This is a genomic window from Streptomyces sparsogenes subsp. cuspidosporus (assembly GCF_039532705.1).
Taxonomy (GTDB): Bacteria; Actinomycetota; Actinomycetes; order Streptomycetales; family Streptomycetaceae; genus Streptomyces; species Streptomyces sparsogenes.
The window spans coordinates 35,506-50,791 of the sequence record NZ_BAAASD010000014.1 but is presented as its reverse complement, the minus strand read 5'-3'; the positions used below and the strand labels follow the sequence as shown (position 1 = coordinate 50,791).

General features: G+C 74.8%; 11 protein-coding genes. 8 read left to right on the top strand and 3 right to left on the bottom strand.

The window, feature by feature from the left end; all coding sequences use genetic code 11:
• Positions 1-54 precede the first annotated feature (54 nt).
• Positions 55-393 carry a MerR family transcriptional regulator gene (locus tag ABFY07_RS18615; protein ID WP_065963979.1) on the bottom strand — a complete coding sequence of 113 codons (339 nt, stop codon included), beginning with the start codon at positions 391-393 and terminating at the stop codon, positions 55-57.
• A 629-nt stretch (positions 394-1,022) separates the two neighbouring features.
• Here ABFY07_RS18615 and ABFY07_RS18610 point away from each other — a divergent pair.
• Positions 1,023-1,397 (top strand): hypothetical protein, encoded by a 375-nt coding sequence (locus tag ABFY07_RS18610; RefSeq protein WP_346175563.1) that lies wholly within the window; start codon positions 1,023-1,025, stop codon positions 1,395-1,397.
• Between the two features lie 359 nt (positions 1,398-1,756).
• On the opposite strand, the gene ABFY07_RS18605 is transcribed toward ABFY07_RS18610, so the two are convergent.
• Positions 1,757-1,960, bottom strand: coding sequence for a cold-shock protein (locus ABFY07_RS18605; RefSeq protein WP_065963989.1), 204 nt, complete (start codon positions 1,958-1,960; stop codon positions 1,757-1,759).
• Positions 1,961-2,349: 389 nt separating this feature from the next.
• On the opposite strand from ABFY07_RS18605, the gene ABFY07_RS18600 reads away from it, so the two are divergent.
• The 7 genes from ABFY07_RS18600 to ABFY07_RS18570 all read left to right on the top strand — a co-directional run bounded on the left by ABFY07_RS18600 (position 2,350) and on the right by ABFY07_RS18570 (position 12,941).
• A complete protein-coding gene (locus ABFY07_RS18600; protein ID WP_346175655.1) occupies positions 2,350-3,996 on the top strand; it encodes an SDR family oxidoreductase in 1,647 nt (548 codons plus the stop codon).
• 5 nt (positions 3,997-4,001) lie between these two features.
• Entirely contained in the window at positions 4,002-5,384 is a 1,383-nt protein-coding gene (locus ABFY07_RS18595; protein WP_346175562.1) for a cryptochrome/photolyase family protein, read from the top strand.
• Between the two features lie 227 nt (positions 5,385-5,611).
• Positions 5,612-8,377, top strand: coding sequence for a class IV lanthionine synthetase LanL (lanL, locus tag ABFY07_RS18590; protein WP_346175561.1), 2,766 nt, complete (start codon positions 5,612-5,614; stop codon positions 8,375-8,377).
• A 68-nt stretch (positions 8,378-8,445) separates the two neighbouring features.
• The gene (locus ABFY07_RS18585) at positions 8,446-8,577 is read left to right on the top strand and encodes an ALQxL family class IV lanthipeptide (RefSeq protein WP_211301783.1); all 132 of its coding nucleotides are present in this window, start codon (positions 8,446-8,448) and stop codon (positions 8,575-8,577) included.
• Positions 8,578-8,645: 68 nt separating this feature from the next.
• Positions 8,646-9,392, top strand: coding sequence for a flavoprotein (locus ABFY07_RS18580; protein ID WP_346175560.1), 747 nt, complete (start codon positions 8,646-8,648; stop codon positions 9,390-9,392).
• Positions 9,385-11,142 (top strand): ABC transporter ATP-binding protein, encoded by a 1,758-nt coding sequence (locus ABFY07_RS18575; RefSeq protein WP_346175559.1) that lies wholly within the window; start codon positions 9,385-9,387, stop codon positions 11,140-11,142. The genes ABFY07_RS18580 and ABFY07_RS18575 overlap by 8 nt, the downstream gene beginning before the upstream one ends.
• Entirely contained in the window at positions 11,139-12,941 is a 1,803-nt protein-coding gene (locus tag ABFY07_RS18570; protein ID WP_346175558.1) for an ABC transporter ATP-binding protein, read from the top strand. The genes ABFY07_RS18575 and ABFY07_RS18570 overlap by 4 nt, the downstream gene beginning before the upstream one ends.
• On the opposite strand, the gene ABFY07_RS18565 is transcribed toward ABFY07_RS18570, so the two are convergent.
• Entirely contained in the window at positions 12,942-15,224 is a 2,283-nt protein-coding gene (locus ABFY07_RS18565; protein ID WP_346175557.1) for a helix-turn-helix transcriptional regulator, read from the bottom strand.
• Positions 15,225-15,286: the final 62 nt, after the last annotated feature.

Here is a 15,286-nt window from a genome sequence, read left to right as displayed (position 1 = left end):
GCTCAGTCAGGGCTCCGCTGCTGTGCTGCGGCGCCGGCTGTGCCCGGGCGGGGCTCATGGGGAGCTGTTGTGCTGTTCGGCCGCGGCGCGGCGGAATTCCTCGTTGATGCGCTGGGCTTCCTCGAGCTGGTCCTCGAGGATGACGATGCGGCAGGCGGCCTCGACCGGCATGCCCTGGTCGACGAGTTCGCGGGCGCGGGCGGCGATCCGCAGTTGGTAGCGGGAGTACCGGCGGTGCCCGCCCTGTGAGCGGAGCGGGGTGATGAGGCGGGCCTCACCGATGGCGCGGAGGAAGCCGGGGGTGGTGCCGAGCATCTCTGCTGCCCGGCCCATGGTGTAGGCGGGGTAGTCGTCGTCGTCCAGACGATCGCTGAGCGGATTGTCTGCTGTCATTCTCACCTCGTTGAGCAACGCGTCGAGGGGCCCTGGTGCCGTACGCACCAGGGCCCCGAAGGAAATTCAACACCATCTGTCGGCCCTACTGCTGTGCCGACCTTCTGTTTTCCGCTACGCCGCCCACGGAGGGCGGGATCGCGGGGATCGCGGCTGCGTGACCGGGGACCACCTTCCAATCCGGGGTCTTGCGGTACCCGGGCCGGTTTCCCGGGCCCGGGCGATCCTGATGGCGTCCGCTTCCTCCGTTCTTTGCCGGGTCATCCACTCAGTGCTGCCCGGTGCGGCCGCCAGTCCCGTCGCCCTCCTGAAGACAACCTGGCTTCGCGACTCCGCAGCCGCACCGGCCCTGCGAACTTCATGTACCTCTACCCGCCAGTTCGTCTCTGTCGGGTCTCGCTCGACTCTGTCTACGAGAGAAACCTTAACCAGGTCGCGCCCCAATGTCTACTCTGGCGAGCATAGATTTTGTTCTGTGCGGGTCCTCGTTAACCTGCCGTCCGTGCCAGCGGGTGTGCGCCTGGTCACCCGATCGGCTCGGGGCCGCACCCCGACGGGAGGCATCGGCGCGTTCGCCGCCGCGTCCAGCGGGGTACAGCCGGCCCGATCGATGAATAAAATCGGCTCTCATGTCGAACGCTGACGAACTGCTCGTCGATGTGGCCGCCATGGTCGAGTCCGAGCAGAGCAATCAGATGTCCCTGACCGTGGTCGCCGGCGGCGCCGTCATCACCGGACGGCTGGCTCCCGAAGCCGTGTGGAGGCAGCGCGTGTCGGAGATCCTGAGGGACTCGGACCGCCTCGGCCCCTTCTCCGGTGTCTTCACCGCCGACGAGACGCGGGACCGGCCCGGCCGTGGCGAGCCGCCCACGCATCTGCACTTTCATGTCGCCCGGATCCTGCAAGGCAGCATGGGGATCCCCGAGACGGGAGGGATGTACCGGGTCGCGATCAAGGATGTCAGCGCCTGGACCGTCGGAGACTTCAGCTACTCCGACTCATGAGTCACGTCTCATGAGTCACGTCTGATGAGTCATGCCTCATGAGTCACGCACTCCAGGTCGGGCCGGGAGGCGCCGTCCTGCCGACCGGACGCGGAACGCGTTGAGGGCTCGACCGGCGCGCGCCGGTCGAGCCCTCAACAATTCGAGAGCGGATTCGGCCGGAGGGGAAATGCTCGCCGGCTGAGGCGCTGAAACGGGCGCCGTGATCCGGGTCGGCGATGCCGGCCGGGTCTGCGAGGGCCTGCGGCGCCGGCCGGGCCGGGGAGCGTGGCGTGCCGGAGAATTTTCCCCTGCCGTGGAACGAGTCGGGGCCCGCACTCCGAAGTGCGGGCCCCAGTCGCGAAACGTGCGCGTCGGCGTCAGGCGGGAACGATGTTCTCCGCCGTCGGGCCCTTCTGGCCCTGGGCGACGTCGAAGCTCACCTTCTGGCCTTCCAGGAGCTCGCGGAAACCCTGGGTGGCGATGTTCGAGTAGTGGGCGAACACGTCGGCGCCGCCACCGTCCTGCTCGATGAAGCCGAAACCCTTTTCCGCGTTGAACCACTTCACGGTGCCAGTAGCCATGTGTCACATCTCCTTCGGGGCAGTGTCCGGAACTCCGCACTGCGCGGGCTCCGCGTCGCCGCGATGATTACCCCGTCCGGAAAGTGACCGGAAATACAAAGGAACTCCCACCGGCCTGGAAGGTCAGTGGGGGCGCCTGTAGTTTTCGGGAACCACAACTGCAACTGGCATCGACGGTAGCACGGCATATTCGGCTGCACATGCTGAATCATTACGCTCCGTTGTTGTCTCAGAAATGTTCAGCGCGCGCTGCGTCGATTTCTCACTCCGCGAGCACAGATATTGTCCGCCCGGAACACTTCACCCGAATGCCGCGCGCATGGGGCGCCTCCGGGTGAGCCGGCGGCAGGGTGGAGGGAGAGAGCGTGCGGCCGGACGGTGAGGTGGTCATGGCGGAGACCGGGGACCGGGCGGCGGGGCGTGAGGTGGCGACCTGTCTGGTGACGGGGGCGAGTGGGTACATCGGCGGCCGGCTGGTGCCGGAGCTGCTGGACGCCGGGTACCGGGTGCGCTGCCTGGTCCGTACGCCGCGCAAGCTGCGCGATCAGCCGTGGGCCGGCCGGGTGGAGGTCGTACGGGGCGATGTCACCGACGCCGGCTCGGTGGCGGCGGCGATGGAGGGGATGGACGTCGCCTACTACCTGGTGCACGCGCTCGGCACCGGCCGTGACTTCGAGCGCACCGACCGCGAGGCGGCGCGGATCTTCGGCGAGCGGGCGCGGCGGGCCGGCGTCCGCCGGCTGGTCTACCTGGGCGGGCTGACCCCGGCCGGCGTGCCCGAGCGCGAGCTGTCGCCGCACCTGCGGTCCCGCGCCGAGGTGGGCCGCATCCTGCTCGGATCCGGCGTGCCGACGGCCGTTCTGCGCGCCGCCGTCATCATCGGCTCCGGATCGGCCGGCTTCGAGATGCTGCGCTACCTCACCGAGCGGCTGCCGGTGATGGTCACCCCGCGCTGGGTGCGCACCCGGATCCAGCCGATCGCCGTACGGGATGTCCTGCGTGTCCTGGTGGGCTGCGCGGCGCTGCCGCCCGAGGTGCACCGGGCCTTCGACATCGGCGGCCCGGAGGTGCTCACGTACGTCGAGATGATGCGCCGCTACGCCGCCGTGGCCGGGCTGCCCCGGCGGCTGATCCTGCCCGTGCCGGTGCTCACACCCCGCCTGTCCAGCCACTGGATCGGCCTGGTGACCCCCGTGCCGGCCTCGATCGCGCGTCCGCTGACGGAGTCCTTGCGCCATGAGGTGGTGTGCCGGGACCGGGACATCGAGCGGTATGTGCCCAGCCCGCCCGGCCATCCGATCGGTTTCGACCAGGCGGTCGTCCTGGCGCTGCAGCGCGTGCGCGACGCGCAGGTCGCCACCCGCTGGTCGTCCGCCTCCGTGCCGGGCGCCCCGAGCGATCCGCTGCCCACCGACCCGCACTGGGCCGGCGGCAGCCTCTACGGCGACGTACGGGAACGTCACGCGGACGTGGCGCCCGACGCGCTGTGGGACGTCGTCGAGGGCATCGGCGGGGAGAACGGCTGGTACTCCTTCCCGCTGGCCTGGGCGGTGCGCGGCTGGCTCGACCGCCTCGTCGGCGGCGTGGGCCTGCGCCGGGGGCGGCGGGACGCCCGGCGGCTGCGGGCCGGCGACTCGCTGGACTTCTGGCGGGTGGAGGAGATCGAGCGCGGGCGGCTGCTGCGGCTGCGCGCCGAGATGCGGCTGCCCGGACTGGCCTGGCTGGAGATGTACGTCTACGACGACGGGGCCGGGGGCGCGAACTACCGGCAGCGGGCCCTGTTCCACCCGCGCGGACTGCTCGGCCATCTGTACTGGTGGGGCGTCTCGCCCTTCCACGCGGTCGTCTTCGGCGGCATGGCCCGCAATATCGTCCGCGCCGCCGAACGCGCGCGGCAGCAGCGCCGGCCCGCCCCCCGGCCGGCCGATGCCGGGCCGGGCGGCGGGTCCGAAGCGACCCCGTCCGGCGAAGCGGCCCCGTCCGTCGAGGACTCGGCCGTCCGCGCCGACCGCCGCCGTCCCCCGGAGGGGAACTGAGACCCATGCCCGTCCCGGTCGTCCTGTTCACCTCGGACCTGCGGCTGCACGACCATCCGCCGCTGCGCGCGGCGCTGGAGGCCGCCGACGCGGTCGTCCCGCTCTTCGTACGCGACGACGCCGTGACGGCGGCGGGGTTCGCCGCCCCCAATCGCGGCGCCTTCCTCGCGGACTGCCTGGCCGACCTCGACGCGTCCCTGCGCGAGCGCGGCGGACGGCTCGTGGTGCGCTCCGGCGACCTGGTGGAGGAGGTGTGCCGGGTGGCGGGCGAGGCGGGCGCGGACGAGGTGCGCATGGCGGCGGCGCACAGCCGTTTCGCCACGCGGCGCGAGGAGCGGCTCCGGCGGGCCCTGGAGCGCGAGGGGCGCCGCCTGCTCGTCCACGACGCGGTGACCGTGGCCGTGCCGCCCGGCGAGGTGACGCCGTCCTCGTCGGACCACTTCGCGGTGTTCACCCCGTACTACCGGCAGTGGGCCCGGGCCCCGCTGCGCGCCGCCGTGGCCGCCCCGCGCCGCGTCCGCGTCCCCGACGCCGTCATGGGCGAGCCGCTGCCCGCCCGCGGTGAGGTCACCGGTGTCTCGCCCGCCCTCCCGGCCGGAGGGGAGAGCGAGGGCCGGAGGCGGATGACCGCCTACTGGCGGCACGGCCTGGACGCGTACGCCGACACCCGCGACGACCTGGCCGCCGACGCCACGTCCCGGCTCTCCGCACACCTTCACTTCGGCACCCTGTCCCCGGTGGAACTCGTCCACCGCGCCCGCCGCCACGGCGGCCCGGGTGCCGAGGCGCTGGTCAGGCAGCTCGCCTGGCGCGACTTCCACCGCCAGGTCCTCGCCGCCCGCCCCGGCGCCGCCCGCGCCGACTACCGCACCAGACACGACCGCTGGCGCACCGGACGCACCGCCGAGGCCGACATCGAGGCGTGGAAGGAGGGCCGTACGGGCTACCCGGTGATCGACGCGGCGATGCGGCAGCTCCGGCACGAGGGCTGGATGCACAACCGCGCCCGGCTGCTGACCGCGAGCTTCCTGACCAAGACGCTCTACGTCGACTGGCGCGTCGGCGCCGCCCACTTCCTGTACTGGCTGGTCGACGGGGACGTGGCCAACAACCAGCTCAACTGGCAGTGGGTGGCCGGAACCGGCACCGACACCCGGCCCAACCGGGTGCTCAATCCCGTCACCCAGGCCAGGCGGTACGACCCCGACGGCGCGTATGTGCGCCACTGGGTGCCCGAGCTGGAGGGTGTCGGAGCCCCCGCGGTGCACGAGCCCTGGAAGCTGCCGGGACCCGATCGCGCCGCGCTCGACTACCCCGACCCGGTGGTGGGGCTCGCCGAGGGCCTGGAGCGCTTCCGGCGGGCACGCGGCCGGAAGGACCGGCCGTGACCTGTTCCGGCGTGGTCAGCCGGCTCCAGGTGGGTCGCTCGTCTTCCCCTGGTGGCTGAGCGGCTGGTGGCGGGTCGCGCCGTCGGCGCGGTTCCGGAGGCCGCTCGGCGTGGGCGGCGGCGTTGTGGGGATTCCCCCGATGTCGAGGCCGGCGCCGCGCGGACACGATGGGTGCCGCGCCGATCCGCGCCTCCCATCGAACCGGACAGAAGGCAGAAGGCCGTTCCGTGCTCACTTTCCCGTTGCACAGCGTCGTGCGGTCCGTCCTCGCCGAACTGGACGCGGAGGACTGGACGTTCGAGGAGGACGACACCTGGTGTCACGTCAGCCCGCCGGCCCATCGGGCGCGGATCCAGGGCTGGAAGCTCCATGTGTCGGCGACACCGCTGTCGGTGCCGCACGTTCTGCACCGCGCCGCCGAGGTGCTCGTCGCCGCGGGGTGCGCCTTCAAGTTCGCCGGAAGTGTCCGGCTGGTCGACGAGATGACGTCGGCCGGTTGCGACCGCGCCCAGTGCGGCAAGATCATCACCGCGTACCCCCGCGACGACGACCGCTTCAGATCGCTGGCCGAGGAGCTGGACGCGGCGACGGCAGGGCTGCCGGGTCCGGCGATCCTCTCCGACCGCCCGTACCGCAAGGGCAGCCTGGTCCATTATCGGTACGGCGCGTTCCTCGGGAAGCCGGTGCTGACCGACGACGGCTCCTACGAGGCGCGGATCGAGGCACCCGACGGCACCCTGGTGACCGACCACCGCACGGCGTGGTTCGCCCCGCCCGGGTGGGCGGTCCTGCCGCTCGACGGGCCCCCGGGGCGGGCGGCGAAGCCTCCGGCCGAGCCCGGGCCGGTGCTGCTGGCCGACCGGTTCGAGGTGCGGGAGGCGATCCGCCACTCCGCGCGCGGCGGTGTCTACCGGGCGCTGGACCGCAAGACCGGGCGGGAGGTCGTCGTCAAACAGGCGAGGGCTCATGTGGGCGGCGGTCTGACCAGCGAGGACGCCCGGGCGCTGCTGCGCCGCGAGGCCCGGAACCTGTCCGGCCTGGCCGGTGTCTGCCCGGAGTTGGTGCACGAGTTCGACCAGGACGGGCATGCCTTCCTGGTCGAGGGCCTGGTCGACGGGGAACCGCTCGCGCGGTGGGTACGGACGCGCGTGGTGGAGGCGCCGGACGACGGCGGGATGGCGCCCGCCGAGGCCGTCGAGGTGGCGCGGGACCTGGCCCGGCTGCTCGCCGAGGTGCACCGCCGGGGCCTCGTCCACCAGGACCTCACGCCGAACAACGTGATGGTCACCCCCGAGTGGCGGCTGGTGCTGATCGACCCGGAGTGGGCGACTGCCCCCGGCATGTGGACCACCCGGGCGATGACCCCCGGCTTCGCCTCCCCGGAGCAGGAGGCCGGACCGCGCTACGGCCCCGCGTTCGGCCCGGAGTCGGACCTCTACTCGCTCGGCGCGGTGCTGTGTTACCTGGCCACCGGCGTCGCGCCGGTCTTCGCGGCCGACGGACGGGCCGGCGGACGGGGCGGCGAACGGGCCGGCGGACGGGGCGGCGGACGGGGCGGCGGGCCGGTCGGCCGCGCGCATGGCGAGCGGATCCGCCGGCTGCTGGACGCGGTCGCCGGCGAGCGGCCCGCCGCGCGGCTGCTGGCGCCCGCCGTGCTCGGCCTCACCCGGGAGGACCCGGCGCGGCGCTGGAGCGTGGGGCGCGTCCTGGACTTCCTCGACGGCCTGCGCGAGCCGGGGCGCTCCCGGACCCCCACCACGGCCGCGGTGTCGGCCACGGTGGCCGCGGCGGATGTCGCGCGGCCGCCCGGGCGGGCCGAGTGGCTGCGGCTCGTCGACGACGGGCTCACGTACGTGCTGCGGGGCATGGCGGACCCGGCCGGCGGGGCGGAGCGGCTGTGGCCCGCCGGGCCCTTCGGCGACAAGGCCGACCCGTGCGCCGTTCAGCACGGGGCGGCGGGTGTCCTGGCGGCCCTCGTCCGCGCCGACGAACTGCTGGACCGGGCCGGTCTGCGCGACGCGATCGCGCGGGTCGCCGACTGGATCGACGCCAGGAGCGCGGAAGCGCCCCGCGCCCTTCCCGGCCTGTACTTCGGCCGCTCGGGTACCGCCTGGGCGCTGTACGACGCCGCGCGCCACCTCGGTGACACCGGCCTCGCCGACCGCGCCACCGGGCTCGCCCTGTCCGTACCCGTGTCCTGGCCCAACCCCGACGTGTGCCACGGGGTGGCCGGAGCCGGCCTGGCCCACCTGCGGTTCTGGCACCGCACCGGGCGCGCGGAGTTCCTGGCACGCGCGGGGGAGTGCGCGGACCGCCTGGTGGCGGTGGCGGAGACCACCTCGCGGGGCGTGTGGTGGCCGGTGCCGGACGACTTCGACTCCGCGCTGGCCGGTGCCCGCCACCTCGGTTTCGCCCATGGTGTGGCCGGGGTCGGAGCCTTCCTGCTGTACGCCGCGCGGGAGACCGGGGACCGCCGGTACACCGACCTCGCGACCGCCGCGGGGCGGACCTTGGTGGCCGAGGCGGAGCGCGGCCCCTGGGGTGCCCGATGGCGCTCCGACGCGGCGCAGCCGCCCGGCACCGGACTCCTCTACCACTGGTGCAGCGGCTCCTCCGGAGTCGGCACGTTCCTCCTGGGGCTGGCTCTGGCCACCGGCGACGACTCCTTCCTGGGGCCGGCGCGGGAGGCTGCCGTGGCCGTCCACCGGGTCCGCTGGTCCTCACCCACCGCCGCCTGCCACGGGCTCGCGGGCGACGGCGAGTTCCTGCTCGACCTCGCGGAGGCGGTTCCCGACGGGCCGTACCGCCGCTGGGCCGAGGACCTGGCCGCCGTGCTGCACCAGCGGCACACCGTCCGGGACGGCCTGCTCCTCATCCCGGACGAGACGGGCTCCGCGGTCCGGGCGGACCACCAGACCGGCCTCGGCGGACCGATCCACTTCCTGCTGAGGCTCGCCCACGGCGGGCCGCGGCCCTGGATGCCGCTGTCCTGACCCCGGACAGCCGGCGAGACCCACCGGCTACACACCACGACACACCACCGACAGAGGAGAGAGAACGCATGGACACCGACCTCGACGCGCTGCAACTCCTGCCCAGCGAGGAGGAGACAGCCGCCATCTGCTGGTTCACCTGCCTCGGCACATGCGGCGGCGTCACGTGCGACGGCACCTGCGGGCGTACGGACGTCTGACGCGCCGAGACGCACCCGACCCAGCCCGACCCGACGTACACATCTCCGATCGGCTGAGAGGAACCACCGTGCCGGAACCGCAGAACGAGGGCGCGACGCGGGTCTCCGCCGAGCGCCCCGCCCCTCCACGGGGGCTGCCCAGGGTGACGCTCGGGCGGGGACGCGTCCTGTTCGTCTCCTCCGGCGCCATCGGCGTCACCGCTCTTCCCGAATGGGTCCTGGCCCTGCGGTTCCGCTACGGCTGGTCCGTCCGCGTCTGCCTCACCCACTCCGCGGACCGGCTCGTGTCCCGGCACGCGCTGGCCGCCCTGACCCAGGCCCCGGTCGAGGGCCCCGACTGGCCCACCGAACGGGGGGTCGTGCCCCACCAGGAGCTGGCCGAGTGGCCGGACCTCGTGATCGCCGCCCCGGCCACCACCAACTTCGTCGCGAAGTGCGCGGCCGGCATGGCCGACAGCCTCGCCCTCACCACCGTCCTGTGCACGGGAGCACCGGTGCTGATCGCCCCGAGCATCCCGGAGAACGCCCTGCTCCGGCCCGCGGTTCAGCGCAACCTTCGACTTCTGGAGGAGGACGGGTACCACCTGGTGCCCATGGGCCCCGCCGTCTCGGCCCACCGGGGCACCGTCAGCCAGTCCGGCATGCCCGGTCTGCCGGCGATCCTGAAGGTCGCCGCCCGCGTATTGGAGAAGACCGAGAAGACCGAGAAGGCGGAGAAGACCGAGAAGGCGGAGAAGACGGAGAAGACGACAGAGCAGGCCGAGCAGACCGAACGCGAGAGCGCCGCCGACGCGGGGAGGCAGCCCGTTGGCTGAGCCTCCCGCCGCCTCACCCGCCCCGTCTTCCCCGCCCGCCCCCTCCGGCCGCCGTCTGCTGTGGGATTCCGTACGGCACAGCCGAGGCCGACTCGCTCTCCTCGCCGCCCTGATGCTGCTGCGCAGCGCCACCGTCCTCCTCACCCCCGCCTTGCTCGCGGCCGCGGTGGACGGCGTCCTGCGCGGGTCGAGCGATCCGGGTCCCGCGGTGGAGTGGGCGGTGGTGGTGGCGGTCGGCGGGGTCTGCGAGGCCCTCCTGATGCCCCTGGGCACCTTCGGCGCCGCGTGCGACGCCCGCCGGCTCCGCATGCGCCTCGCGCGGCACCTCATCGGCCTCGGAGCCAGGCGGCCCCAGCCGCACGGCGAGTCCGTCACCCAGGTCACCCAGGCGGCCGTGCAAGCCGGGATGGTGCCCGTGGCCCTCGCGCAGTGGACGGTGACGCTGTCCGGCTCGCTCGTGGCGCTCGCCTGGCTGTGGACCACGGACTGGCGTTCGGCCCTGGCCTTCAGCCTGGCGGCCCCGATCGCGGTCGTGGTCGCCCGCCGCTTCATCGGCCGGGTCACCGAGACCCACTCCGCGTATCTGGCCGCCCAGGGCGAGATCGCGAACCGGCTCCTCACCGCGCTCTCCGGCGCCCGGACCGTACGGGCCTCCGGCACGCTCCACGCCGAGCGGGCGCGCGTGCTGGAGCCGCTGTCGGAGCTGTCGGCCGTGGGCCGGCGGATGTGGCGGATCCAGCGGGGCACCGTCTGGCAGTTCGGCCTGCTGCTGTCGCTGACCGAGGCACTCGTGCTCGCCATCGCCGGACTCGGCGTCACCCAGGGCCGGCTGTCGTCGGGCCAGCTGCTCGCCGTCGCCGGATACCTCCAACTCGCCTTCCAGGCGTTGCGGCAGATCGAGGCGCAGCTCACGCTGGCCCAGGCCAGGGCGGCCGCGGATCGGGTGGCGGCCACCCTCGCCGCCCCGCCCCCGGTGTACGGCCGGGGGAGCGCCGGGGGCCCGGCCGGTGTCCGTGGCTCGCTGAGCCTGCGCAAGGTCACCGTGCGGCGGGACGGCGAGACCCTGCTGGACGGCGTCGACCTGGACGTCCCGGCCGGCCTCTCGGTCGCCCTCGTGGGCCGGACGGCCTCGGGCAAGAGCCTGCTCGCCGGCCTGCCCGGCCGGCTCACCGAACCGGACGAGGGCGAGGTGCTCCTCGACGGCGTCCACCTGCGCGACCTGACCGCGGCCGAGCTGCGCCGCGCCGTCGCCTACGCCTTCGAGCGCCCCCTGCTCATCGGGACGACGCTGCACGACACCATCGCGTACGGCCGCCCGGACACCTCCCGCGCGGCGGTGGAACGCGCCGCCCGCCTCGCGCGCGCGGACGGTTTCGTCCGGCGCCTGCCCGACGGCTACGACACGCCGCTGCACTCCGCCCCGATGTCCGGAGGCGAACGGCAACGCGTCGGCCTCGCCAGGACGCTGGCCCGGGACGACGCTCATGTGTACGTCCTCGACGACGCCACCTCGGGCCTGGACACGGTCACCGAGGCCGAGGTCAGCGAGGCCGTCACGGGCGCGCTGGCGGGCCGGACGAGGCTCGTCGTGGCCCACCGGGTCACCACCGCCGCCCGCTGCGACCTCGTCGTATGGCTCGCCGACGGCCGCGTCCGCGCGGTGGCCCCGCACACCGAACTCTGGTCGGACCCCGCCTACCGGGCGGTGTTCGCCGTCGAGGAGTCCGCCGTCGAGGAGGAGCCGTCGTGACCGAGATCGCCGACTGGCGCCCCGGGCTGCGCCTGCTGCGCGCCGCGCTGCGCGGCACCCGCGCCCCGGCGCTCCGCGTCGCCGCCTGGTCGGCCGTGGAGGCGGCTCCGGCGCTGGCCTCCGGCTGGGTGCTGGGGCGCGCCCTGGACCAGGGATTCCTGGACGGGCGCCCGGCCACGGGACTCGCCTGGCTGACCCTGCTCGGCGTGCTCTATGCCCTCCGGGCCGCCGCCGAGCGCGCCGTCTTCGAGCCGCTGTCCCACATCGTCGAACCGCTGCGCGACGAACTCGTCCGACGGCTCGTGCACGGCACTCTGTACGCCGCCGTTCACCGGGTCCGCACCGCTGACGCGACGGATGTGGCACGGCTGACCGGCCAGGTCGACGCGGTGCGCGGGATCGTGGGGGCGCTGCTGCGTACGGCGCGGCCGCTGGCCGTGACCCTGGTCGCCGCGCTCACCGGCCTGGCCGTGCTCGACCCGCTCCTGGCGGCCCTGGTCGGGGTGCCGCTGGCGGTGGCCGTCGTGGTCTTCCTGGTGAGCATGCGGACGGTCATCCGCCGCCGGCAGAACTTTCTCGCCGCCGAGGAGCGGGTGGCCGCCGTCACCGGCGAGGTCCTCGCGGCCGGGCGGGACATCACGGCGCTGGGTGCCGAGGAACGTGCGGCCTCCGATGTGCGGGACGCCGCGGACGCCTCCGTCGCGACGGCCCTCGCCGTGGCGCGGGCCGGCGCCGTCCGCACCCCGGTCGTCCTCGTCGGGGGCCAGCTTCCGGTGCTGCTGATCCTGCTGACCGCACCCGCGCTGGTGCAGCGGGGCGGCGTCTCGGCCGGGGCGGTCGTCGGCGCCGTCATGTACGTCACGGTGTATCTGGTGCCCGCCCTCGAGCTGATGACCGGCTCGGTCGCCGGATACTGGAGCCAACTGCGCGTCCTGAGCGGCCGGCTGGCCGCGGCCTCGGACGTACCGGATGTACCGGATGTTTCGAACGATCCCGTGCCGGTGCCGGTGCCGGTGCCGGTGCCGGTGCCGGCTCCGGGCGTGGTGGCAGAGGCGCCACGGGAGGGAGACCTGGAGGTCCGGAACCTGACATTCGCCTACGGGCCGCACGCCGCACCGGTGCTGCGCGGGCTGGACCTGGTCGTCCCCTCCGGCGACCACCTCGCGATCGTCGGCCCCAGCGGCATCGGCAAGTCGACGCTCGCCGGACTCCTCGCCGGGGTCGAGACGCCGCTCGACGGCACGGTGACGATGGCCGGGCAGCCGGTCCGGGCGGGGCGGGTGGCGCTGCTGCCCCAGGAGGCGTACGTCTTCCCCGGCACGGTCGGCGACAACCTCCGCTATCTCGCGCCGGACCTGGACACCGCCGCGCTGGACCGGGCCGTGGCGGCGGTCGGGGCGCGGGAGCTCGTCGCCCGCCTCGGCGGCTACGACGCGGAGGTGCCGGACCCGGCCGGCACGCTCTCCAGCGGAGAGCGCCAGCTCATCGCGCTGGCGCGGGTGTACGCCTCACCGGCCCGGGTCGTGGTCCTCGACGAGGCGACCAGCCATCTCGACATGGCGGCGGAGGCCGTGGCGGAAACCGCCTTCGCGGCCCGCCCAGGCACACTCGTCGTGATCGCCCACCGGCTGACCACGGCGGCCCGGGCCCGGCGCGTCCTGCTCCTCGACGGAGAGCGCCCCGTCCTCGGCAGCCACGCCGAACTCAGCGCCACCAGCCCGGCGTACGCGGCACTCGTCGGTCACTGGACGGCGCAGGCCCCGCGCGTGCCTCAGGGGTCGCGGGCCGGACGGCCCTGATCAGCCGGGTGCGGTGCCGCCCGCCCCGGCCGCGGCCAGAGCCGTCCGGGACCGTACGCCGGTCTTGCGGAAGATGCGGGTGAGATGGGCCTCGACGGTCTTCACGGAGATCACCAGGGTGTCCGCGATATCGCGGTTCGGCATGCCCAGCCGGACCATCCGGACGATCTCCGACTCCCGGACCGACAGCGCGGGCGTGGCGGCGGCGCCGACCCTGGGCCGGCGCCCCCCGATCGCACGCTGCTGGTCGATGGCCAGCCGCCGCAGCCGGCCGGATCCCGTCGCCACCGCCAGCGCCTTGGCGCGCCCCGCCTCCTCGGCGGCCGCCGACAGCTCCCCGGCGCGGGCCAGCCGCTGGGCCAGCAGGAGACGGGTGTGGCCCTCCCACAGGGCCATGCGCCGGTCGGCGAAGCCGGACGCGGCCTCGCGCAGCAGCGGCAGCGCGCGGCCGTCGTCGGCGGCCTCCGCCCTGGCGTACAGGTCGCGCGCGCGTCGCCCGGGCGCGGTGCGCGGCACGCCGGCCCCCGAGCCTTCAAGGACGCCAGAGCCTTCAAGGTTGCCGGGGCTGTCGGGGCTGTCGGGGGCGTCGTGGCTGATGGGGCTGTCGGGGCTGTCGGGGGCGTCGTGGCTGATGGGGCTGTCGGGGCTGTCGGGGGCGTCGTGGCTGATGGGGCTGTCGGGGCTGCCGGGGGCGTCGTGGCTGATGGGGCCGGCGGGGCCGCCGGGGCCGTCATCGCCGTCGCGGCTGCCGGAGCCGCCGGGGCCGTCGTGGCCCTCGTTCCCCGGCGGCCGACGGCCGGCCTCGGGCGGCAGAACGGCCCACCACAGCCGCTCGACCGCGGCCGGCGCCGCGGCCGCGGCCGCGGCCCCCGTACGCGGGCAGCCGTCGCGCCAGGTGAGGGCGGACGCGCGGAGCAGCCGGGCGAACCCGGCCAGGTCGGGGCGGTGCAGCGTGCTCGCGCGTGCCTCGCAGTCCTCCGCCGACCGCAACGCCTCCGCCAGCCTCCCCAGGGCGAGCAGCGCGCAGGCGTGCCCCAGCAGGAGCCGGGGCAGCGCACCGGACCGTCCGGCCCGGCGCGCCGCCCGGACTCCCCGGGCGAAGAGACCGGCGGCGGCGGAGAAGTCCTCGGCGACGTGCGCCGCCCAGCCCAGCCGGACGACGGTCTCGACGTGCTCCGCCAGTGCCGCGGCGTCCATGGCGCGCAGGAAGGCCGCCGCGGCGGCCGCCCCCGCGCGGTAGTCGGCGGTGTGCCCGGCCACCGCGCCGGCCAGCGCCACGACGGCCGCCGCCTCCGGTCCCCTGTCCTCGGCCAGCAGCTCCCGTACGGCGGGGAGTTCGCCGCGGACGGCCGCCAGCAGGGCGAGCCGCAGGCGCAGGGGCGGGGCCTTGTCCTCGGGGGCGGCCCGCAGGCCCGCGGTGAGGAGGTCGCGCGCCTCGTCGTGCCGGCCGAGGTCGATGGCCAGACGGGCGCGCAGCTCGGCCACCGCCGTGGCGTCCTCCAGGTCGCCGAGTTCCGGCAGCAGTTCGCGGCACAGGCGGTGGTCCCCCGCGCGCTCCGCCGCCCGCCAGAGCGCGAGCACGAGTCGGCGGCGCAGCGCGGGCGGCGCGTCGAAGGGAGCGATCCGGCGGGCGGCGCGCAGCCATTCCACGGCACGTTCCGGGGCGGAGCCGAGGACGTGGTCCGCCGCGTCGGCGAGCAGCCGTACCGTGGAGAGGTCGCCGGGGGCGGCGGACCGGGCGACATGGACGGCCCGTTGGGCGGGCTCGGCTCCGGTCTCGTCCAGCACCTCGGCGGCCCGGGCGTGGGCGGCGATCCGGGCGCCGGGCGGGATCCGGGCGTACACGACGGCTCGCAGCAGCGGGTGGCGGAACCGGAAGAGCGGCGTGCCGACCGTATGGGGGCTGATGATGCCCCGCTCGGCGAGTACGTCCAGGGCGGGGAGCACGGCGGCCGCCCCGCGGCGGGCGACGGCGGCGGCGAGCGCCGGGTCGAACGGGTCGCCCAGCACGGCCGCCGCCCGGACGACGTCTCGCTCGACCGGGCCGAGCCGGTCGGGCTCGCGGGCGTGCTGCGGGAGCGGGCCGGGGAACAGGCCGGTGCGGGCCAGCTCGCGCAGTTCGGGGTCGGTGAGCGGGGCCAGCGTGGCGAGCCAGCCCGGGATGCCGCCGGTCAGCTCGTACAGGAGGCACCGGCGTTCGACGGAGGTCCCCGCGTCGAGCAGCCCGGCGAACCGCTCCCGGCTCAACGGCGGGGTCTCGGGTACGGCGGTGACATCGTTCATGGGACCAGCCAGAGAGGAGAAGTCGGGGGCTTGGAGCGGGCCCGTGCGGACGGGGTCTTCCC